This is a genomic window from Pseudoalteromonas sp. NGC95, from assembly GCF_015864705.1.
In the GTDB taxonomy this organism is placed as follows: domain Bacteria; phylum Pseudomonadota; class Gammaproteobacteria; order Enterobacterales; family Alteromonadaceae; genus Pseudoalteromonas; species Pseudoalteromonas arctica.
Genome location: NZ_JADYWR010000002.1, coordinates 166,875 through 187,204 on the forward strand (window position 1 = coordinate 166,875; position 20,330 = coordinate 187,204).

Below are 20,330 nucleotides of genomic sequence, written 5' to 3' on the forward strand. Positions count from 1 at the left end.
TGCAAACCTCTTATGCGTACAGTGGGTTAAGTTTGTTAGTGTCGATGTTGAACTTTTTAAGTGCTTCAACAACTACTGACTTCTCAACTTCACCGCGTTTAGCAAGTTCAGATAACGTAGCAACAACAACGTAGCCCGCGTTAACTTCAAAGTGACGACGTAGGTTTTCACGGCTATCAGAACGACCGTAACCATCTGTACCTAACACTTTGTAGTTGCTGCTTGGAATGAATGAACGCGCTTGTTCTGCGTAGTTTTTCATGTAATCCGTTGCTGCAACAGTCACAGAGTCGTTTAATACGCTTGTGATGAATGCTGTTTTTTGCTCGCCTTCAGGGTTAAGCATATTGAAACGTTCAACATCTTGACCTTCACGCGTTAATTCATTGAAAGACGTAACAGAGAACACGTCAGACGCAATGCCATACTCTTCGCTTAGAATCGTAGCGGCTTTACGTACTTCAGTCATAATAGTACCTGAGCTTAATAGCTGTACGTTGGCTTTTTTACCTTCGTAACTTTCAAGCTTGTAAATACCCTTACGAATACCTTCTTCAGCGCCTTCTGGCATAGCTGGCTGATGGTAGTTTTCGTTCATAAGCGTTAGGTAGTAGTAAATATTTTCTTGGTCATCACCGTACATACGACGAATACCGTCTTGTACAATAACAGCTACTTCAAACGCGTAAGTTGGGTCATATGAAATACAGTTAGGAACCGTATTAGCAAGAATATGACTGTGACCATCTTCGTGTTGCAAGCCTTCACCATTTAGCGTTGTACGACCCGCAGTAGCACCTAATAAGAAACCACGTGCTTGTTGATCGCCCGCCATCCATGCCATGTCACCAACGCGTTGGAAACCAAACATAGAGTAGTAAATGTAGAACGGGATCATTGGTAAATCGTTAGTGCTGTATGAAGTTGCAGCAGCAACCCATGATGACATTGCACCTAACTCATTAATACCTTCTTGAAGCACTTGCCCTGATACAGTTTCTTTATAGTAAGAAACAATATCACGATCCTGTGGTGTATAGTTTTGGCCATGCGGATTGTAAATACCGATTTGACGGAATAAACCTTCCATACCAAATGTACGCGCTTCATCGGCAATAATTGGTACGATGTTTTTACCAATGCCTTTATCTTTTAATAAGATATTAAGTGCACGAACAAAGCCCATAGTGGTTGAAATATCACGTTTTTGCTCTTCAAGTAACGGCTTAAATGCGTCTACTTCTGGCAACGTAAGTTTTTCACTAAAACGTGGAATACGCTTAGGTGTATAACCTTTAAGTTCATCACGACGAGCATGTAGGTATTTATACTCAGGTGAACCTTCTTCAAGCTCTAAATAAGGTAGCTCTGCAAGTTGCTCTTCAGATACTAAATCATCAAGACCAAGGCGTGAACGTAGATGCGCAACATGCGACATATCCATTTTTTTCACTTGGTGCGCAATGTTTTTACCTTCAGCTGCTTCACCCATGCCGTAACCTTTTACAGTTTTAGCAAGAATTACAGTTGGACGGCCTTTAGTGTCTTCTGCTTTTTTAAATGCAGCAAATAATTTTGATGACTCATGACCACCACGCTTAAGCGCGAAAATTTCGTCATCTGTCATGTCAGCAACAAGTGCTGCTGTTTCTGGGTAACGACCAAAGAAGTTTTCACGTACGTACGCGCCATCTTTAGCTTTATATGTTTGGTAATCGCCATCCACAGTTTCGTTCATTAACTGTAGTAATTTACCCGTTGTGTCTTTAGCTAGAAGAATATCCCAACCGCTGCCCCACACTAGTTTAATTACGTTCCAGCCAGCGCCTTTAAACAAGCCTTCTAGCTCTTGAATAATTTTACCGTTACCCATAACTGGGCCGTCTAAACGCTGTAAGTTACAGTTAACTAAGTAACAAAGGTTATCTAGTTTTTCACGTGCAGCAAAAGAGATTGCACCGCGTGATTCTGGCTCATCCATTTCACCGTCACCTAAAAACGCGTATACACGTTGGTTTTTAGTATCTTTTAAGCCACGACCATCTAAGTATTTTAAGAAGCGTGCTTGGTAAATAGACGAAATAGGACCTAAGCCCATTGATACCGTAGGGAACTGCCAAAATTCAGGCATTAACTTAGGGTGTGGGTACGATGGTAAACCTTCGCCATCAACTTCTTGGCGGAAGTTATCTAGTTGTGCAGCCGATAAACGACCTTCAACAAATGCACGTGCATAAATACCAGGAGAAATATGACCTTGGTAATAAACTAAGTCACCACCGTCTACATCATTTGGCGCTTTAAAGAAGTGGTTAAAACACACTTCATAAAATGCAGCAGATGATTGGTAAGACGCCATATGACCGCCTAAGTCGAGATCTTTTTTCGATGCACGTAGAACGATCATAATCGCGTTCCAACGTATGATCGAACGAATACGGCGCTCAAGGTTTACATCACCTGGGTAAGCCGGTTCTTGATCTACAGGAATAGTATTAACGTAGTTCGTGGTAATACCCGTTGGCATATCAACGCCGTCTAAACGGGCTTGCTCTAATACTTGCTCAAGTAAAAACTGAGCTCGTTCAACACCTTCTTCGCGCACAACTGATTCAAGAGCTTGTAACCACTCTTGTGTTTCTAGCGCGTCTACGTCAATTTTATTGACTTCAGACATATGGAGGTTTCCTTATGTTTAAAATACGAATATTGTTAATTTAATATCACAGCTACTTAATTTGTGTGTTCAAAGTAGTTATGTACTAACTTAATTTTGTTTAGTGCGTCTTAAACTACGTTCAATTCGCGAATGTTCTTTGCCTGCTTCAAGTAGTGCTTCTTCTATAAATGCTAAGTGCGCATTACTTGCTAAACGGGCTTGTTCTGGATTACCGTCAATAACGGCATCCATTAATAAACGCCTGTGTTGGGCTAATTGACTGCTAATATCTGACTTTTTTAATAAAACAGTTAAATTTTGCAATACATTTTGCTCAAGCAGCGCTTTCATGCCTCTTACTAAATGCAGTAACACCACATTATGCGAAGCTTCTGCTACGCTAAAGTGAAATGCATTAATTGCTTTTGCTTTTTGCTGTAAATCATCATTAACTAGGGCAATTTTATCAAAGCTTTCTTTCACTTTGCTAAAATCGTTGCTGGTCCCGCGCAGTGCCGCGTAGTAAGCAGCAATCCCTTCTAATGCATGACGAAATTCAAGTAAATCAAACTGCGACTCAGGGTGTTTACTAATCAAATCAAAAAGTGGATCAGTAAGCCCTTCTTCGAGCTGATTTTTTACAAACGTGCCGCCACCTTGGCGACGCGTAACTAAACCTTTCGCTTCTAATTTTTGAATTGCCTCACGCAGTGACGGGCGAGACACTTCAAATTGCTTTGCTAGTTCACGCTCTGGTGGCAACTTTTCACCTGGTGCTAACGAGCCTTCAAGAATCATGTTCTCGAGTTGCTGTAAAATAACATCAGATAACTTTGCTGCTTTGATCTTTAAAGACATGAATCAACGTCCGCGTTGTATAAATACCAAGAGCCCATAAAGCGGGGCTTTGAGTAGTATGATTTACCCAAAAGGTAAATTGGTCATACCAAAAATTTTCAATACGGTATCAAAAACCTTATTAGCTGTCAATTTACAGGTAACTTGAGCAATTAAAGTAGCGTAACGCATTTTGAACGAAGATTAAACAATGCGCAATTTACAAAAATTGTTATAACGTTAATAGGATGAAAACAATTGGTCTGACCAGAAGGAATTAGAATGTTAGCTCTATTTTATTGTGTTTAAATATTGCAGGAAGAGATTAAAGCACCTTACATTGCATAAGGTACTTTATTAAAAAGGTATTAACTTAAGACAGTCCACCAAATAATGTAAGTAGCGCTATAAGTACTAAGTAAAATAATACATTGCGCTTAACAAGCTTAATCATACAAGTGGCCTCGTAGGTACAGCCGTAATAACGTTTTTCAACTTGCTCTGCAGCCAGCGCAGTACATGTTACTACTTCTCGGTTTGGAGATTTAAAGTTAAGTACGTAACGTAGCCAACAGCTTGTGCCTTTATTAAAGTTACCTATTACTAAATAACCAAAGCTGGTAATACGTGCAGGTAACCAGTCGAGCCAAAACAATAGTTTATGTATAAGTTTAAAACGCTTAGCAAATATTACTTTATGATCTTCTCGTACTAAATCAGCTAAAGTACGTACCAGTGCATATAAAACCGCACCTGGCGCGCCTAAAACAACAAACCAAAAAATAACCGCACAGTAAAATCTAAAGTTTACCCACGCCAATGTTTGCCCAAAGGTTTCGCCACCATCTTGATCATCAGTACGCTTTTGACCTATTTGTAACGCATATAAAGATGCAGCAGTACCGTCATCTCGCGTTAACGCATTTAAATACGACTTATATAAAGCACGCTGCTTAGCACAACCAAAGCAAACCAAAAGCACCGCGATATTAATGCCCAACTGCCACAAAACAAAATCAGATAAACAATAAATTAGTGCCATCGCAATCACTGGAAGTAAAAGCCAAATTAAAAAGCCCGGTGCTGAGCTAAATAAGCCCTTATCACCAAGTAATTTATTAGAGCGATTTAAATAACCATTTGCGTAATAACTTATCTGCCAGTAATTAGACCGAGCACCTAAGCGCTCTAGTATTAATGCAATTATTATAGAAACTAAAATCATGGGAATAACTCTCTTAACTTAGTTGTTCAAGCATATTAAAAAACAATGGCCAATTAAAGCTACTGCCAGGATCTGTTTTACGCCCAGGGGCAATATCGCAATGCCCAACAATACGCGAAGGGGTAATTTTTGGATAGCGTTGCATTATAGATTTACTAATAATAGTTAATGTTTTGTACTGTGCTAAAGAATATGGAGCGGTGTCGGTACCTTCAAGCTCAATGCCAATGCTAAAGTTATTACAAGCAGGTACCCCCTCAAACTCGGATTGCCCTGCATGCCAAGCACGCTTTTCAAAAGGCACATATTGTGTAACCTCACCGGTGCGCTTTATAAAGCAATGGGCCGATACACGTAAATTCTTTAAGTCACTAAAACTCGGATGAGCATTGCAATCAATGCACCCCATAAATAACTCATCAACGAAAGGTGTACCAAACTGCCCTGCTGGCAATGATATATTGTGAATCACCAATAAAGAAATATCAGCCTCATCAGGGCGCTCATCAAAATGCGAACAAGGCCGCTGCGCTACCGTACTTAAAACACCGTTTAAATCTATTTTCATGATACGTTTATTATATAAATATCAAGATATACATAGCACTGATGCTAATGGATTTATTAAAAAAATGATAGTAACAAGCGAGGTATAAAACCTCACCTACAAATAATTCAAACCCACACGTAGGTGCTAATTTACATCCGCTCATGTAACGTAACTTTTGAAATTAAAAGCGAGGTATAAAACCTCACCTACAGATAATTCAAACCCACACGTAGGTGCGAATTTACATCCGCTCATGTAACGTAACTTTGAAATTAAAAACGAGGTATAAAACCTCACCTACAGATAATTTAAACCCACACGTAGGTGCGAATTTACTACAAGCGCTTATCTTTATATTGGCGAAAAGGCAATCGCTTCTCTTTCTTTTATAAACATAGTAAAATTTGCTTAATTTATTAACGCTTATGAGCTTTTATTATGTCTATCCCGCACTCTTTAGTTAGCCAACTTGTCACTCTTGCACTCGACGAAGATCTAAATTATCAAACCGCGCAAGCAGGCGATATTACCGCGCAGCTTATCCCTCAGAGCGAGCAAGCCAACGCAAAAGTAATCACCCGCGAAGACTGCATTTTTTGTGGAAAAGACATCATCCTTGAAGTATTCAAACAAGTAGACCCAAGCGTTAAAGTTAATGTACTAATAAACGACGGCGACGCAGTTAAAGCAAACAGTACATTATTTACCGCTATTGGCTCGGCTCGTTCAATATTAACTGCCGAACGAACTGCCCTTAACTTTGTGCAAACCTTATCGGGTACAGCAACTACTACAGCGCATTACGTAAAAGAGTTAAGTGGTACAACTACGCAACTACTCGACACACGTAAAACAATTCCAGGCCTGCGCGCTCTTCAAAAATACGCAGTAAAATGTGGTGGGGGTGCAAATCATCGCATTGGGTTATTTGATGCTTTTTTAATTAAAGAAAATCACATAGCTGCTTGTGGCACAATAAACAAAGCAGTAGTTCAAGCTAAACAAAACCACCCAGACAAACCTGTCGAAGTCGAAGTAGAATCACTCCCTGAACTTAAGCAAGCGATTGAGGCTGGTGCCGACATAATAATGCTCGACAACTTTAGCGTAGAACAAATTAAACAAGCCGTAATTTTGACCAACAAGCGTGCAAAATTAGAGGTTTCAGGCAATATGACCCTAGAAACGCTCAAAACTTATTCACAAGCCGGCGTCGATTTTATATCAAGCGGAGCGTTAACAAAAAACTTACAATCAATCGATTTATCGATGCGTTTTGAACAATTTCAAAGCAACAACTGCCAATTAATACCGCTAATCGATTGACAAGTTAAGTAAAAAAGCATTAAATAACCCGAAAGGCTTACTTTGTAACATTTTGTTAAATAAAATCGCTTTTTTATAAGAAGATACGTGCTAAATACTAAAATAAAATGGTAGACTAATTCTGTTGTATTATTTTATTTTAAAAGGTAGTCATAAATAACTAGTACCTTTAGTTTTTAAAAACATAATTAAAAACTAAAGCAACTAAACTACTTACTTTATGCCTATACTATTTGTTGCTACAACATGTAGTGCTCTTAGTAAACTTTTATAGTTAGTACTAAACATAATGAATTCACATACGGCTTTTGTGTTTCATACCCTAAAGCTAAAGTGTAATAAAATTAATTTTAAGTAAAACTGTAAAGTAAATCAGTTAAATTAAGTGAGGCATTTTGCCGCTTAAGTGATTTAAGTTACAAAAATCTATCCTTTAGGAGAGGAAACATGAAAACAATGACTCAAAAACAACAGGGTTTCACCCTAATTGAATTAATGATTGTAGTAGCAATTATCGGTATTCTTGCTGCTGTAGCACTGCCGGCTTATCAAGACTACACTGTTAAAGCTCGTGTATCAGAGTGTATTAGCCTAGCAGGCGCAGCAAAAACAACTGTTGCAATGAATGCATCTGAAGGTGCTGACTTTAACTCTGGTTTTAACGCGAATGCTAAAACTGAAAACTGTGGCATAGTTGCAGTTGCTGCTGATACAGGCGTTATCACAGTAACATCTGAAGCAAAAGCTGGTGCAGTTGCAATAGCAATGACTCCAAAAACAGGCTCAGCAGCTTTAGTAAAAGGTACTCCACCAGCCGGTGAGATAAATTGGACTTGTTCTATTGATACAACGGATAAAAACAAGTACGTACCGAGCTCATGCCACAATGTTACTTCGAAATAATTAGAAAATTACAACTTTAAGGTAGCCATCTTTGGCTACCTTTTTATTTGTATTGATTAGTGAGATTTATAGATGGCAAGACAATCTGATTCAAAAAAAATTGATATTTTTCAATGGGTCGGTGTTAGTGCTAGAGGAAAACGACTGGAGGGAGAGCTCTCAGGAACCAGCATTGCCCTAGTAAAAGCTCAGCTTCGTAAACAAGGAATTACACCCTCAAAAGTCAAACGCAAAGCAAAACCTTTGTTTGGCATTCAAAGTGTTCAAAAAATAACGCCAAAAGATATCGCACTAGTTACTCGACAAATAGCAACCATGCTAATGGCGGGCGTTCCGTTAATACAGTCTATTGAAATGATAGGTTCTGGCTCGACCAATAAAAGTGTCGCCAAATTAATGGAAACAATTGCTGACGAAGTAAAAGCAGGCCAGCCATTATCAACAGCACTAAGAAAACATCCCCGCTATTTTGATGATTTATATTGCGACCTAGTAGCATCGGGCGAGCAATCAGGCGCACTTGATAGAATATTTGACCGTGTTGCTATTTATAAAGAAAAGTCTGAAGCACTAAAATCAAAAATTAAAAAAGCGATGTTTTACCCTATTTCAGTATTAGTTATTGCACTTATGGTTACCTCAATTTTACTTATCTTTGTAGTACCCCAGTTCCAAGATATTTTTGCAGGGTTTGGTGCAGAGCTTCCTGCATTCACCTTATTTGTAATTAGCATATCTGAATTTATGCAAGAATATTGGTGGATGATGCTGATAGCGATTGTTGGTGCAGGTTGGCTTTTTAAAGAAGCTAAACTAAAAAGCTTAAAACTCAGAGATGCTACAGACAGAGCAATACTAAAACTCCCTGTGATCGGTATGATTTTAAATAAAGCGGCTGTTGCTCGCTATGCGCGAACTCTTTCGACCACGTTTGCCGCTGGTGTGCCACTGGTTGATGCACTTGATTCTGCCGCAGGCGCTTCAGGTAATGCTGTTTATCGTTACGCTATTTTAGATATAAAAGCAGAGGTTAGCTCTGGTAATCAGATGAACTGGGCAATGCGTAACTCTAAAATCTTCCCTGATATGGTAATACAAATGGTTGCGATTGGTGAAGAATCTGGCTCATTAGATGGCATGCTTGCTAAAGTAGCGACTATTTATGAGCAAGAAGTTGATGATGCAGTAGACGGCCTTTCAAGCTTGCTTGAGCCACTTATTATGGCCGTACTAGGTGTACTTGTTGGTGGTTTAATTATCGCAATGTATTTACCTATTTTCCAATTAGGTTCTGTAATTTAATACCTTTAAAAAATATAAACACCTATTTAAAAACACACGTAGTCGCGATTCTACATCGCGCTGTTAATTGGTATTATTAAAAAATTTTAGTTTTAGGTAAACAAATGCAAAGTATTATTGAAGTAATGCAAAGCCAATTGTGGTTTTATTTAACCACAATTGGCTTAATTAGTTTATGTATTGGTAGTTTTTTAAATGTGGTTATTTATCGCTTACCGCTAATGATGCAACGTGAGTGGCAAAGCGAATGCAGGCTACTGCTAGAGGATGAACTTACAGGGAATAAACCTAAACAAGCCAATATCAACGAGCCTTTTAACTTAGTAAAACCCAACTCTACCTGCCCTAAATGTAAAACTGCCATTAAGCCTTGGCAGAATATTCCTATTATTAGTTGGTTAATACTTAAAGGTAAATGTGCAAGTTGCAGTAATCCTATTTCGGCCCGATACCCTGCTGTAGAGCTAATTACTGCCATATTAAGTTTAATTGTTGCCTATAGCTTTGGTGCGACCGAGCAAGCCCTTTTATATATTTTTGTAACGTGGATATTGGTAGCACTAACCTTTATTGATATTGACCACATGCTGCTGCCAGATCAACTTACACTTCCGCTTGTATGGCTTGCACTTATTGCCTCTGTAATGGGTTACACAATTACACCAACCGATGCAATTATTGGCGCGGCTTGCGGTTATTTAAGCTTATGGAGCGTATTTTGGCTATTTAAGTTATTAACCGGTAAAGAAGGCATGGGCTATGGCGATTTTAAATTGCTTGCAGTATTTGGGGCATTACTTGGCTGGCAGTCATTACTCACTATTATTCTGCTTTCGAGCGTAGTGGGTGCCATTATAGGTATTGCACTATTGAGCATACAAGGTAAAGACAAAGCGACCCCTATCCCTTTTGGGCCTTATTTAGCGATAGCTGGCTGGATCACTATGCTTTGGGGCAACCAAATTCAAAGCTCTTATTTTAATTTAATTGGTTATTAAAATGAGTGAACAAATTACTAAAGTTAATAGCTGGGTATTAGGTTTAACAGGTGGTATTGGCTGTGGTAAAACAGCCGTAAGCAATATGTTTGAAGAGCTTGGTATTACAATAGTTGATGCCGATATAATTGCGCGCGAAGTAGTACTCCCAAATAGCAAAGGGCTAAAAGCGATTACCCAACACTTTGGTGAGGATATTTTATTGCCTGATGGCACATTAAATAGAGCAAAGCTTCGCGAAAAAATATTTACTAACAACAATGAAAAAGAATGGCTTAATGCGTTGCTACACCCTCTTATACGAATAAAAATACTAACCGATTTAAACAATGCAACCAGCCCTTATGTTGTTTTAGTAGCGCCTTTATTATTTGAAAACAACCTTGATAAATATTGCGACCATACCTTACTTATTGACGTACCAACCTCAGTACAAATAGCGCGTACAGTAAAACGTGACAACACAAGTAGTGAGCAAGTTAAAAGTATTATTGCCTCGCAAATGTCACGTGCCGATAAACAACAAAAAGCAGATGATATTTTAAATAACGACCGTAGTTTAAACCTAGTGCATATAGAACTTGTTGATCTTCATAAAAAGTACCTACAATATGCATTACACAACAAAACTAACTCACATTAACACTGTCCTAACTCACACAAACTCGTATTTTAGTTAGTAAAATCACAACAAAGAATGAAAGGTGATGTAATCACCTTCTTTTTTCTGATAAATTGCTTACTATTGAAGGAATAAAACAGGTGCGCAATGAATATTAACTCACCGTTATTGAGAAAATTTATAACCCTTGGCCGCATTGATGCCGACACGGTTAAAAACAAACAAAATGAATTTGCCTCAACAGCTGAGCTTATTTCTAAATGTGGAAAAATCGATAGTAAAGATTTAGCTGAACAATGTATTGATTTGTTTCGCGTACCTTATTTTGATTTAAAAGACTTTGATCCTACAAGAATCCCGGCCGATCTCGTAAAAGAAAAACTTATACGTAAACATCATATTTTGCCGCTTGTTCAAAAAGATCGAAAAGTTTATATAGCAGCATCAGACCCAACAGATTACGGCGCATTCGAAAACTTTGAGTTTAGTACCGGTCTTTCATGCGAAATTGTTGTTGTTGATTATATTCAACTCGATACCAAAATTGAGCAATTACTAGATGCTACTGGCAGTTTAAATCTAACCGATGACGAGTTTCAGGAATTTGCTGATTTAGACTCAGAAAGCCAAAGAGATACAGCACCACAAGATGATGATAAAGATGATGCGCCTATCATCGTATACATCAACAAAATTTTAATGGATGCCATTAAGAAAGGGGCGTCTGATTTGCACTTTGAACCGTATGAGCACAAATACCGTATCCGCTTTCGTATTGATGGCATTTTGCATGAAGTGGCAAGCCCACCTAATACATTAGCAACCAAGCTTTCTGCACGTATTAAAGTAATGTCGCGACTCGATATTGCCGAAAAACGCAAACCACAAGATGGTCGTATAAAACTAAAAATTACTGAACGCAAAAGTATCGACTTTCGTGTAAGTACTATGCCTACCTTGTGGGGCGAAAAAATAGTAATGCGTATCCTTGATTCATCAAGCGCTATGTTAGGCATTGATGTATTAGGCTATGAGCCTGAGCAGAAAAAGCTCTATATGGATGCACTTGCCCAGCCCCAAGGGATGATACTTGTAACAGGGCCAACGGGTTCTGGTAAAACAGTATCGCTATACACAGGTTTAAATATATTAAATCAGCCAGAGCGCAATATTAGTACTGCGGAAGATCCGGTTGAGATTAACCTTGAAGGTGTAAACCAAGTACAAATTAACATTAAAGCCGATATGACTTTTGCCAATGCACTGCGTGCATTTTTACGTCAAGATCCTGATGTAGTTATGGTAGGTGAAATACGTGACCTAGAAACCGCAGAAATATCAATAAAAGCGGCGCAAACAGGTCACTTGGTTTTATCAACATTGCATACAAACTCAGCGCCGGAAACAATCACCCGTTTATTAAATATGGGTGTGCCGGCTTATAACGTAGCAAGTTCGATCAGCTTAATTATAGCCCAGCGTTTAGCACGTCGTTTATGCCCTAAATGTAAAACGCCAGAACAACTTCCGAGTGAAGAACTGGCTCGCCAAGGATTTAGCGCCAAGCAAATTGAAGAAATGACGTTATATACGCCTAAAGGGTGTGATAGTTGTACCGATGGTTATAAAGGCCGAGTGGGTATTTACGAAGTAATGCAAATTACTCCTGAAATTGCCCAAATTATTATGCGCGGTGGTAACTCGCTTGAAATAGCTGACGTTTCACTTAAAGCCGGATTTAATAATTTACGTTTATCGGGTTTACGCAAAGCAGCCGATGGTCTTACATCCCTTGGTGAAATTAATCGCGTGACTAATTTTTAAAGATCCATAGTAAAAGCTACAAGGTTCTGAACACTAAATTCAGAGCCTTACTTATACCTAGAGACTCATATCTAAGTAATGTAAAATGCAGAAAAAGATTGTAAAGAGTAAATTATGCCTACTATTGTAAACTGCCCAACCTGTAAAACTAAAGTTGAATGGTCAGAGCAAAGCCCATTTCGTCCTTTTTGCTCAAAACGCTGTCAGCTAATTGATTTAGGTGAATGGTCGTTTGAAAATAACAGAATTTCTGCACCAATCACGTCCGCAGAAGAGTTTAGCCAAGACATGATTGAAGATATTGAAGCTATGCTGGCTAAAAATGAAGATGACTTTTTTAAGTAATTTATCTTCATCATGCCCTAAATACGAAAACCAGCATTAAGCTGGTTTTTTAGTATTTACAAAAAGTATAATTAACTTTTTTGTTTACTGTGCTTTTTATTCATACGCTTTTGCATTTTAGCAAACTTCTCTTTTTGCTCAGCGTTAAGAACTTGCATTACTTGGTGCTGCGTTTTTAGTTTAATTAAACCAAATTGATCACCTTTTTCATGACGTTCATTTAATAGCTCTTTTGCTGCATTTTCGTCAAATGTTGCCGCCGAAAGTAACGCATCCATTTTAGCTTTATGCGCTTCACGCATCGCTTTACGGGCTTCTTTATCGTCGCCACGCAACGCTTTCATCTGTGTTTTTTGCGCTTCAAAAATAGCCTTTAGCTTAGTTTGCTGCTCATCTGTTAGGTTTAATTTTTCAACGCCGCGCTCAGAAAGTAAAAAACGAGCTTGAGAATGGCCTTGTTTATGTCCGTCGCCTTTAGCTAATACGCTACCAGCACCAAGCGTTGCTGTTGCTAAGCCACAGATAAGTACTAATTTTGAAAGTGTGTTTAATTTAGTCATAATCATTACCTTAATATTGGGTTGGTTGTGGCTGCTAAGCCAGTGAGTTAACTATACCTAACTCAATGCAAAGTAACGCAAAGCAGTGTAAAGGTTGTGTAAAGATTCACCTTTGCACTATTTAGCCGGTAAAATAACGCTATAAACAACTCTAAGGGTTTGTAAATGAAACTATTAATGATTGATGACGACACTGGCCTTTGTGAGCTATTAAGTGAGTATTTAACTGCCCAAGGGTTTGAAATACAAAGCGTACACGACGGTGAGCAGGGCCTTAAACTAGCACAAGCAAATGACTACGCCCTTATATTGCTAGATGTAATGTTACCAACGCTTGATGGTTTTGAAGTGCTTAAACAGCTTAGGCAAACAAAACTCACACCGGTAATAATGCTTACTGCAAAAGGTGAAGACTTTGACCGTATTTTTGGTCTAGAGCTAGGCGCTGACGATTACATACCAAAGCCTTTTAATCATCGTGAATTACTAGCCCGCGTAAAAGCAATAACACGCCGTATTGAGCACATTAATAGCTTAAATGCAGCTACCACGAGTAAGTTACTCGTTAATGGTATTACTGTTAACCTTGCAGCGCGAGAGGCCTCAATCGACGGCTCTACACTAACCCTTACCGGTACAGAGTACGAAATACTCACGCTATTGTGTAAAAATGCAGGCGAAGTTGTTAGTAAAGAGCAAATTAGCGAAGAAGTGCTAGGCAGGCGCTTAGCTTCTTTTGATCGCTCTATCGATATGCATGTAAGTAATATCCGTAAAAAAATAGCTGAGCATATTCCAGGTGAGCGAATTAAAACAATGCGAGGTACGGGTTATGTCTTTATCCAAGGCGAATAAAAGCACTTACTTTGCTTGGTTAAAACATCCTGGGCACTACCTGTTTTTTAAAGTATTTATTTGGTTTTGGTTAACTATAATCGGCACCGTAGCAGCGCTTATATTTTTAAGTAATATAACCGCTATTAATGCGGTATCTAACGAGCCACTTTATGGCCCGATGAAAAAAAACCTAATATACACCGCCAAAAGTATTGAGCGCACTGCTATTAAACATAAGCGCAGCCTAAGCGAAGTATTAGTACACCCTCGCCTATCAAAGCGTAAACTTTTATACTTAAGCGCAGCTCAAAGCGAGGACTCTCTTAGTAGTAAAGAGGTGCCAGAGAGCATCGACTTAAGTTTATTAAACTTCACTCAAAATATGTCACCGCAAATTATTTTCACTGAGAAATATCAAGCCTTCGGCCCTGTTAATATAAACGTGCCTGAAGGCAGTTTTTATCTTTACGAAATAGATATTAACCATCAACCACCGCTAATAATGCGCTTTAAGCTTATGCCTAATTGGATGAAAATAGTCATCGCAATTGTTGCCTCTCTTATTTTAAGCTTTGTATTTAGCCGTAACTTAATAGCCCCTATAAATAGCCTTAAAAAAGCGGCAATTAAACTATCAGCGGGTAACCTAAGCGCAAGAGCCGACATTTCTGTAAACCGAAAAGATGAGCTAGGAATACTAGGGCGAGATTTTAACAGCATGGCTAATCAGTTAGAGCTTTTAATTAGTTCACAAAAACGCTTATTAGCCGACATATCACATGAATTACGATCGCCTCTTACACGTTTAAAAATGGCTACCGGACTTGCACAAATGCAAGCTAACGACGCTAGCCAATCGTATTTATTACGCATAGAAAAAGAAGCTAACCAACTCGATAAAATGATTGCCGACGTGCTGCAAGTTTCTCGCTTAGAAGCAAAAAGCCAAGCGCTTTCACTGCAAAAACAATCACTGCAAATAATTGTAGATCACGTTATTAACGATGCGCAGTTTGAAGCAAAACAAAATAATAAGCAGCTAAATATAGTGGGCGCTGTAGACGTAAACATTAATTGCGACGAAGGCCTTATTGCCAGTGCGCTTGAAAACCTATTACGCAACGCTATTAAATACGCAAATAATACAATTAGCATTACTCTAAAGCATGCTGATGCCATTTATATAGAAATATGTGACGATGGCTCTGGTGTGCCAGATGATCAACTGAGCAAGCTTTGCGAGCCCTTTTTTAGACAGTCAGATGCGCGGGATCGCGTAAGTGGTGGCACGGGTTTAGGTCTTGCGATTGCTAAAAATGCTATTACTGCGCATGGCGGCAGTTTAGTATTATCAAATAAAGAACTAGGTGGCTTGTGTGCTAATATAACCTTGCCATTAATAAAAGAGTAAAGCATGTTTTATAGTAGTGAGCGTGAGCTTAAGAGTAATCAAATAACAATTAATAACTTTTATAAAAACACGCTAATTAAAGCTTATTTAGATACACCTAACGGGCAATTATTTTATGCTTATGCCATACCAGATAAAGCCAAAAATGCCATTGTAATAAGCTCTGGGCGCCTTGAAGGGTTAGATAAATATAAAGAGTTGTTATGGGAGCTGTATAACAATAATTTTGCCATATTCATAGCCGATCACCAAGGACAAGGCCGCTCTTATCGCCACCTACTAAATAAGCACAAAGGCCATGTTAATCAATTTAAAGATTACAGCGCAGACCTAAACTTATTTAATACACAAATAGTGGATACTCATTGGCAAGGTAAAAAGGTGTTAGTGAGTCATTCAATGGGCGGCGCCATAGCATTTGACTATCTTGCGCATTTTGAACACAACTTTAGTGGCGCGTTTTTATCAGCGCCTATGCTTGATATTTATACAAAAAACACACCAAAGCCTTTAGCTAAATTAATAGCAAGTACTGCAACCCTTTTGGGTCAAAAAGACAATTACGCACTAGGGCAAACCGATTACATACCCGATGAGTTTGCTACAAATGTATTAACCAGCAGCCCAGTGCGTTACGAGCTATTTAGGCAAACATATCAAGAAGAGCCATTACTACAGCTCGGCGGTGTTACTTACGGCTGGCTAAATGCGACGTTTGCATTTATAACTTCTGTGGATAACTTAAGCGTGACTATTCCACTTTATATTGCCAGTGCGCAAAACGACGAAGTGGTTGATAACAATGCCCAATATAAATTAGCAAACAGGCACGTAAACACGGTACTTAAAAGCTTTGAAGGCGCTAAACACGAGCTGTTTTTTGAACGTGATGAAATACGCCAGCCATTGCTTAAAAGCTTGTATCAGTTTTGTGAGTCGGTGACGGCTTAATAAGTACCGACAAAGGGTCGAGGTGGATCAGTATATCTACCTCAGACTCAAAGCGTTCTTTAAGCATTGCCTCTACTTCATCAGCTACGTTATGTGCGCGAATCAAACTTAAATGATCATCAAGCTCTAAGTGCATTTGGATAAACTTAACTTTTCCGCCTTGGCGCGTACGAATATCATGCACACCATGTACATCAGCATGGGCTCTGGCTATATCAAATATGCTTTGCTTTTCATCATCTGGCAGTTCTTTATCCATTAAATGATCGGCACTATCGCGAGCAATATCCCAGCTGTTATAAAGTAAGTAACCCGCTACACCTATCGCAAAAACAGGATCGGCATACAACACACCATTATAAGCTAACAAAATAGCTAATAGCACAGCAGCATTTAATATTAAATCACCTTTGTAATGTACTGAGTCGGCTTTTATAGCAATTGAATCGGTGTATTTAACCACCTTGTTTTGTACAAATACAATGACGAGCGTGCACGCAATAGCAAAAATACTTACCCACACACCTAATAAAGAATGGCTTAACTGTATAGGGTTAAATAATCGCTCAATACCATGAAAAGCAAGTAGGCAACCTGAGCCTGCAATAAACGCGGCTTGCCCAAGTCCAGCAAGTGCTTCAGCTTTTCCGTGTCCAAATCTATGGTCATCATCTGCTGGGCGCAGTGCGTAACCTAACACTAAAAAACTCATGGCGGTGGCAGTAATATCCATTAACGAATCAGTTAACGAGCCAAGCATTGAGGCAGAGCCAGAAGCCAGCCATGCCCATGTTTTTGCGCCAATCATTAAACTAACCATTACCATGGTAACAATGCTTGAAGTTTTAACCCAAAATTCGTAGCTACGGTTATGCACGTTTTAATCCGATAATTAGGAGTACTCAATAGTGTGAGTATATCATTTTTTTAAAAGGTTTCGTGTATACTGCCCTTCGTCAAACTACAGATTATTTTATAAGGCTCATTATGCTGGATATTGTTTTATACCAACCTGAAATACCGCCTAACACTGGTAATATTATTCGCCTATGTGCCAATACCGGCTATGCATTACATTTAATTGAGCCGCTAGGTTTTGAGTGGGACGATAAGCGCGTGAAACGTGCAGGACTTGATTATCATGAATTTAGTCATGTTCAACGCCATGCCTCATTTGAAGATTACCTTGAAAAATGTAAACCAAAAAAAATATATGCATGTACAACCAAAGGTAGTCAGTTTCACCATGAAGCAAGTTACGAAGCGGGTGACTGCTTGGTATTTGGCCCAGAAACTCGCGGCCTGCCTGACGATATGATCCAAGCACTGCCAAAAGAGCAGCGTGTACGTATTCCTATGCAAGCCAATAGCCGCAGCATGAACTTATCAAACGCAGTAGCCGTGTTTGTTTACGAGTCGTGGCGCCAGTTGGGTTTTCCTAACGCGCAGTAAATAGCTTTGAGCTAAACAACAAAAAACCGACATAACGTCGGTTTTTTTAGTTTTATAAACGCTTATAAAATTATTCAGAACGTTGCTCTCGGCCTAATAGCGCCATTGCAGCTTCTTTCATATCTTTATTTTCATAAAGCACTTTATAAATTTGCTCGGTAATCGGCATTTCTACACCGCTACGCTGCGCTAATAAATACACCTCTTTGGTATTTCTAAAGCCTTCAACTACTTGACCAATTGATTCAATAGCAGCATCAACGCTTTCGCCTTTACCTAACGCTAAACCAAATCGACGATTACGTGATTGGTTATCTGTACACGTTAGTATTAAATCGCCAAGGCCTGCCATTCCCATGAAGGTTTCTGGCTTAGCACCAAGAGCGCAACCTAAACGAGTAAGCTCTGCAAGACCTCGGGTGATAAGTGCGGTACGCGCATTAGCGCCAAAACCAACACCGTCCGAAATACCGGCACCAATGGCAATTACATTCTTAACCGCACCACCGAGCTGTATACCAATAAAATCATCATTGTTATACACACGGAATGAGCGACCACAATGAAGTAAATCAGCGAGCTGCTGAGCAAATTCAGGCGACGTAGAAGACACTGAAATAGCTGTAGGTGACCCCATCGCCATTTCTTTTGCAAACGTAGGACCCGACAGTACCGCAAGTGGAATATCATCACCTAATTCTTGCAAAGCCACTTCTTGTAACAAACGTCCAGTATTAGGCTCAAGCCCTTTAGTTGCCCACGCTACTTTAGCACCGTCTTGCAATGCAGGTTTAATCTGCGCAAGTGTGTCGCCAAAAGCATGGCTTGGCACAACAACAAGTACAATAGCGCTGCTAGCAACGGCATGTTGTAAGTTAGCTTCAAGAGTAAGAGTATCTGGAAAAGGAGCATCAGGTAAGTAACGTTGATTTTTCCGCTCAGCTGCAAGCGTGGCAACGTCGTCGCTATTTCTTCCCCAAAGTGTCACGTGGTGACCATTTCGGGCTAAACAAATAGCAAGGGCGGTGCCGTAAGACCCCGCCCCTAATACAGTAACAGCTGTAGTTGCTGTACTCATAAGTTATGCGTCTGCTGAAGCCTGGTCAGCTTGCGCAGTACGTTGTTGCATGTATTGTGCAAATAACGCATCAAAATTAACTGGCGCAAGGTTAAGCTGTGGGAAAGTACCACGGTTAACAAGGTTTGAAACAGCTTCACGTGCATATGGGAACAACACGTTAGGACAAAATGCACCTAGCATGTGCGCAAGTTGCACTTCTTCAACTTCAGCAATAGTAAAAATACCTGCTTGTTGAATTTCACATAAGAACGCAGTTTCTTCACCAAGAGAAGCGGTTACAGTTAGCGCTAAAACAACTTCAAATACACCTTCGTCTAGTTTATTAGAGCGTGTATCTAGGTCTAGCTTAACTTCTGGCGTCCATTCTTTTTGAAAAATGGCCGGAGAGTTTGGCGTTTCAAACGATACATCTTTAGTGTAAATACGTTGAATAGTAAATTGTGCGCCGGCTTCTGCAGCTGCTACGTTTTGATTTTCTTCGTTCATTGTTATTCCTAACTTGTTCGTTATTATAATTAAATTAAGCGTTTAGCTTGGCGTCAAGTTTACCTTGCGCTTCAATAGCCATCATGTCGTCGCAGCCACCGATATGTTCATCATTAATAAAAATTTGCGGTACTGTGCTTGCACCACCTGCTTTGGCAATCATTTCATCGCGTAGCTCGGGCTGTACACCAATATCATAATTTGTGTATTCAACGCCTTTGCTGTTTAAAAGCGAAAGAGCACGCTGACAAAATGGACAATACGCCTTGGTGTATAAAACAACATTACTCATAATAAATCCTCTATCGGCCTAGCTAAACTGATTAGCGACCTGTTGTAGTTGGTAAGCTGGCAGATTGCCACGCACCCATGCCACCTGCTAATAAGTAAACTCGTTCAAAACCAGCTTTACTCATAGCGGCTGCAGTACCTTGGGCAGTCATACCTGTAGTACATACAACTATAATGGGTTTAGTCTTGTACTTTTCAAGGCTTGAAAAGTCAGATTTTTTCGCATTCTCTGGGCTTAAGTGCTCAGCACCAGAAATACGCCCTGCATTAAACTCTTTTTGCGCACGTATATCGATTACTTGACCGTCATCACGGTTAATAAGTAACGTAAGCTGCTGAGGATTTATTTGACGAACAGCTGAAAGCTTACTTTTTATCCAGCCACTAACAATAAGGAAAACAATACCAACCCAAGCAAGGCTTAAAATGGGATGATTTGTAATAAATTCAATATATTGATCCATTCTACTTCCACTATGAAATTATGTTTTAAACCTAGGGCGTGTTGGCCTTTGTGGATTGAAATTTGTTCAATCTAGGGGCGATTAAATCGCGGCGCGAGATTTGTAACCTAGTGGGCTAAGTAAAAACCGAGCAACAAAGAGGTAATAGTCCCTAGAAAGAACCCAACGGGCAGCGTATGTTTGGTATTTATGCTACGTTATCGCCT

21 protein-coding genes are annotated in these 20,330 nt (G+C 39.4%); 11 read left to right on the plus strand and 10 right to left on the minus strand.

What is annotated here, in order from left to right:
* Positions 1 to 10 precede the first annotated feature (10 nt).
* The 4 genes from aceE to ampD all read right to left on the minus strand — a co-directional run bounded on the left by aceE (position 11) and on the right by ampD (position 5,289).
* On the minus strand, positions 11 to 2,677 hold the full coding sequence (aceE, locus tag I6E70_RS03100; protein ID WP_010553346.1) for a pyruvate dehydrogenase (acetyl-transferring), homodimeric type: 2,667 nt from the start codon (positions 2,675 to 2,677) through the stop codon (positions 11 to 13).
* Positions 2,678 to 2,767: 90 nt separating this feature from the next.
* Positions 2,768 to 3,517, minus strand: coding sequence for a pyruvate dehydrogenase complex transcriptional repressor PdhR (gene pdhR, locus I6E70_RS03105; RefSeq protein ID WP_007586129.1), 750 nt, complete (start codon positions 3,515 to 3,517; stop codon positions 2,768 to 2,770).
* A 352-nt stretch (positions 3,518 to 3,869) separates the two neighbouring features.
* Positions 3,870 to 4,721, minus strand: a complete 852-nt coding sequence (ampE, locus tag I6E70_RS03110) for a beta-lactamase regulator AmpE (protein WP_007586130.1) — start codon at positions 4,719 to 4,721, stop codon at positions 3,870 to 3,872.
* A gap of 13 nt (positions 4,722 to 4,734) precedes the next feature.
* A complete protein-coding gene (gene ampD / locus I6E70_RS03115; protein WP_197188009.1) occupies positions 4,735 to 5,289 on the minus strand; it encodes a 1,6-anhydro-N-acetylmuramyl-L-alanine amidase AmpD in 555 nt (184 codons plus the stop codon).
* 420 nt (positions 5,290 to 5,709) lie between these two features.
* Here ampD and nadC point away from each other — a divergent pair, with 420 nt between their 5' ends.
* The 7 genes from nadC to yacG all read left to right on the plus strand — a co-directional run bounded on the left by nadC (position 5,710) and on the right by yacG (position 12,591).
* The gene (gene nadC / locus I6E70_RS03120; protein WP_197188010.1) at positions 5,710 to 6,597 is read left to right on the plus strand and encodes a carboxylating nicotinate-nucleotide diphosphorylase; all 888 of its coding nucleotides are present in this window, start codon (positions 5,710 to 5,712) and stop codon (positions 6,595 to 6,597) included.
* A 447-nt stretch (positions 6,598 to 7,044) separates the two neighbouring features.
* Positions 7,045 to 7,500: a pilin gene (locus I6E70_RS20785; protein ID WP_269435106.1), complete on the plus strand. Its 456-nt coding sequence runs from the start codon at positions 7,045 to 7,047 to the stop codon at positions 7,498 to 7,500.
* A 72-nt stretch (positions 7,501 to 7,572) separates the two neighbouring features.
* A complete protein-coding gene (locus I6E70_RS03130; protein WP_197188011.1) occupies positions 7,573 to 8,802 on the plus strand; it encodes a type II secretion system F family protein in 1,230 nt (409 codons plus the stop codon).
* A gap of 104 nt (positions 8,803 to 8,906) precedes the next feature.
* Positions 8,907 to 9,800 (plus strand): prepilin peptidase, encoded by an 894-nt coding sequence (locus I6E70_RS03135; protein WP_197188012.1) that lies wholly within the window; start codon positions 8,907 to 8,909, stop codon positions 9,798 to 9,800.
* A 1-nt stretch (position 9,801) separates the two neighbouring features.
* Positions 9,802 to 10,443 (plus strand): dephospho-CoA kinase, encoded by a 642-nt coding sequence (gene coaE, locus I6E70_RS03140; protein ID WP_197188013.1) that lies wholly within the window; start codon positions 9,802 to 9,804, stop codon positions 10,441 to 10,443.
* A 126-nt stretch (positions 10,444 to 10,569) separates the two neighbouring features.
* Positions 10,570 to 12,246 carry a type IV-A pilus assembly ATPase PilB gene (gene pilB / locus I6E70_RS03145; RefSeq protein ID WP_024608869.1) on the plus strand — a complete coding sequence of 559 codons (1,677 nt, stop codon included), beginning with the start codon at positions 10,570 to 10,572 and terminating at the stop codon, positions 12,244 to 12,246.
* Positions 12,247 to 12,360: 114 nt separating this feature from the next.
* Complete coding sequence (yacG, locus tag I6E70_RS03150; RefSeq protein ID WP_007586146.1) at positions 12,361 to 12,591, plus strand: DNA gyrase inhibitor YacG; 231 nt, start codon at positions 12,361 to 12,363, stop codon at positions 12,589 to 12,591.
* A 71-nt stretch (positions 12,592 to 12,662) separates the two neighbouring features.
* Here yacG and I6E70_RS03155 read toward each other — a convergent pair whose 3' ends face one another.
* The gene (locus tag I6E70_RS03155) at positions 12,663 to 13,151 is read right to left on the minus strand and encodes a periplasmic heavy metal sensor (protein WP_165725133.1); all 489 of its coding nucleotides are present in this window, start codon (positions 13,149 to 13,151) and stop codon (positions 12,663 to 12,665) included.
* Positions 13,152 to 13,316: 165 nt separating this feature from the next.
* On the opposite strand from I6E70_RS03155, the gene I6E70_RS03160 reads away from it, so the two are divergent.
* From I6E70_RS03160 to I6E70_RS03170, 3 genes are read left to right on the plus strand one after another with little or no spacing between them, the layout of a single operon-like run.
* Positions 13,317 to 14,006: a response regulator gene (locus I6E70_RS03160; RefSeq protein ID WP_007586150.1), complete on the plus strand. Its 690-nt coding sequence runs from the start codon at positions 13,317 to 13,319 to the stop codon at positions 14,004 to 14,006.
* The gene (locus tag I6E70_RS03165; protein WP_024590618.1) at positions 13,984 to 15,399 is read left to right on the plus strand and encodes an ATP-binding protein; all 1,416 of its coding nucleotides are present in this window, start codon (positions 13,984 to 13,986) and stop codon (positions 15,397 to 15,399) included. Before I6E70_RS03160 ends, I6E70_RS03165 begins: the two co-directional genes overlap by 23 nt.
* Before the next feature lie 3 nt (positions 15,400 to 15,402).
* Positions 15,403 to 16,350 carry an alpha/beta fold hydrolase gene (locus I6E70_RS03170; protein ID WP_007586153.1) on the plus strand — a complete coding sequence of 316 codons (948 nt, stop codon included), beginning with the start codon at positions 15,403 to 15,405 and terminating at the stop codon, positions 16,348 to 16,350.
* On the opposite strand, the gene I6E70_RS03175 is transcribed toward I6E70_RS03170, so the two are convergent.
* On the minus strand, positions 16,310 to 17,176 hold the full coding sequence (locus tag I6E70_RS03175; protein ID WP_165725209.1) for a cation diffusion facilitator family transporter: 867 nt from the start codon (positions 17,174 to 17,176) through the stop codon (positions 16,310 to 16,312). The genes I6E70_RS03170 and I6E70_RS03175 overlap by 41 nt on opposite strands.
* Positions 17,177 to 17,337: 161 nt before the next feature.
* Between I6E70_RS03175 and trmL the strand changes: the two genes are divergently transcribed.
* On the plus strand, positions 17,338 to 17,802 hold the full coding sequence (gene trmL, locus I6E70_RS03180; protein ID WP_007582820.1) for a tRNA (uridine(34)/cytosine(34)/5-carboxymethylaminomethyluridine(34)-2'-O)-methyltransferase TrmL: 465 nt from the start codon (positions 17,338 to 17,340) through the stop codon (positions 17,800 to 17,802).
* 70 nt (positions 17,803 to 17,872) lie between these two features.
* Here the strand turns inward: trmL and gpsA are convergent, their stop codons facing one another.
* Genes gpsA through I6E70_RS03200 form a run of 4 tightly spaced genes read right to left on the minus strand, consistent with a single transcriptional unit; the run spans position 17,873 to position 20,124 of the window.
* Positions 17,873 to 18,880, minus strand: a complete 1,008-nt coding sequence (gpsA, locus tag I6E70_RS03185) for an NAD(P)H-dependent glycerol-3-phosphate dehydrogenase (protein WP_007582822.1) — start codon at positions 18,878 to 18,880, stop codon at positions 17,873 to 17,875.
* Positions 18,881 to 18,883: 3 nt separating this feature from the next.
* Positions 18,884 to 19,369, minus strand: coding sequence for a protein-export chaperone SecB (gene secB, locus I6E70_RS03190; RefSeq protein ID WP_010553360.1), 486 nt, complete (start codon positions 19,367 to 19,369; stop codon positions 18,884 to 18,886).
* A 34-nt stretch (positions 19,370 to 19,403) separates the two neighbouring features.
* Positions 19,404 to 19,661, minus strand: a complete 258-nt coding sequence (grxC, locus tag I6E70_RS03195) for a glutaredoxin 3 (protein WP_002957783.1) — start codon at positions 19,659 to 19,661, stop codon at positions 19,404 to 19,406.
* Positions 19,662 to 19,692: 31 nt separating this feature from the next.
* Entirely contained in the window at positions 19,693 to 20,124 is a 432-nt protein-coding gene (locus tag I6E70_RS03200; protein WP_002957784.1) for a rhodanese-like domain-containing protein, read from the minus strand.
* Positions 20,125 to 20,330: the final 206 nt, after the last annotated feature.

Coding starts and splice junctions, on each gene's coding strand:
- aceE (WP_010553346.1), bottom strand. CDS start 2,677: ATGTCTGAAGTCAATAAAATTGACGTAGACGCGCTAGAAACACAAGAG.
- pdhR (WP_007586129.1), bottom strand. CDS start 3,517: ATGTCTTTAAAGATCAAAGCAGCAAAGTTATCTGATGTTATTTTACAG.
- ampE (WP_007586130.1), bottom strand. CDS start 4,721: ATGATTTTAGTTTCTATAATAATTGCATTAATACTAGAGCGCTTAGGT.
- ampD (WP_197188009.1), bottom strand. CDS start 5,289: ATGAAAATAGATTTAAACGGTGTTTTAAGTACGGTAGCGCAGCGGCCT.
- nadC (WP_197188010.1), top strand. CDS start 5,710: ATGTCTATCCCGCACTCTTTAGTTAGCCAACTTGTCACTCTTGCACTC.
- I6E70_RS20785 (WP_269435106.1), top strand. CDS start 7,045: ATGAAAACAATGACTCAAAAACAACAGGGTTTCACCCTAATTGAATTA.
- I6E70_RS03130 (WP_197188011.1), top strand. CDS start 7,573: ATGGCAAGACAATCTGATTCAAAAAAAATTGATATTTTTCAATGGGTC.
- I6E70_RS03135 (WP_197188012.1), top strand. CDS start 8,907: ATGCAAAGTATTATTGAAGTAATGCAAAGCCAATTGTGGTTTTATTTA.
- coaE (WP_197188013.1), top strand. CDS start 9,802: ATGAGTGAACAAATTACTAAAGTTAATAGCTGGGTATTAGGTTTAACA.
- pilB (WP_024608869.1), top strand. CDS start 10,570: ATGAATATTAACTCACCGTTATTGAGAAAATTTATAACCCTTGGCCGC.
- yacG (WP_007586146.1), top strand. CDS start 12,361: ATGCCTACTATTGTAAACTGCCCAACCTGTAAAACTAAAGTTGAATGG.
- I6E70_RS03155 (WP_165725133.1), bottom strand. CDS start 13,151: ATGACTAAATTAAACACACTTTCAAAATTAGTACTTATCTGTGGCTTA.
- I6E70_RS03160 (WP_007586150.1), top strand. CDS start 13,317: ATGAAACTATTAATGATTGATGACGACACTGGCCTTTGTGAGCTATTA.
- I6E70_RS03165 (WP_024590618.1), top strand. CDS start 13,984: ATGTCTTTATCCAAGGCGAATAAAAGCACTTACTTTGCTTGGTTAAAA.
- I6E70_RS03170 (WP_007586153.1), top strand. CDS start 15,403: ATGTTTTATAGTAGTGAGCGTGAGCTTAAGAGTAATCAAATAACAATT.
- I6E70_RS03175 (WP_165725209.1), bottom strand. CDS start 17,176: ATGGTAATGGTTAGTTTAATGATTGGCGCAAAAACATGGGCATGGCTG.
- trmL (WP_007582820.1), top strand. CDS start 17,338: ATGCTGGATATTGTTTTATACCAACCTGAAATACCGCCTAACACTGGT.
- gpsA (WP_007582822.1), bottom strand. CDS start 18,880: ATGAGTACAGCAACTACAGCTGTTACTGTATTAGGGGCGGGGTCTTAC.
- secB (WP_010553360.1), bottom strand. CDS start 19,369: ATGAACGAAGAAAATCAAAACGTAGCAGCTGCAGAAGCCGGCGCACAA.
- grxC (WP_002957783.1), bottom strand. CDS start 19,661: ATGAGTAATGTTGTTTTATACACCAAGGCGTATTGTCCATTTTGTCAG.
- I6E70_RS03200 (WP_002957784.1), bottom strand. CDS start 20,124: ATGGATCAATATATTGAATTTATTACAAATCATCCCATTTTAAGCCTT.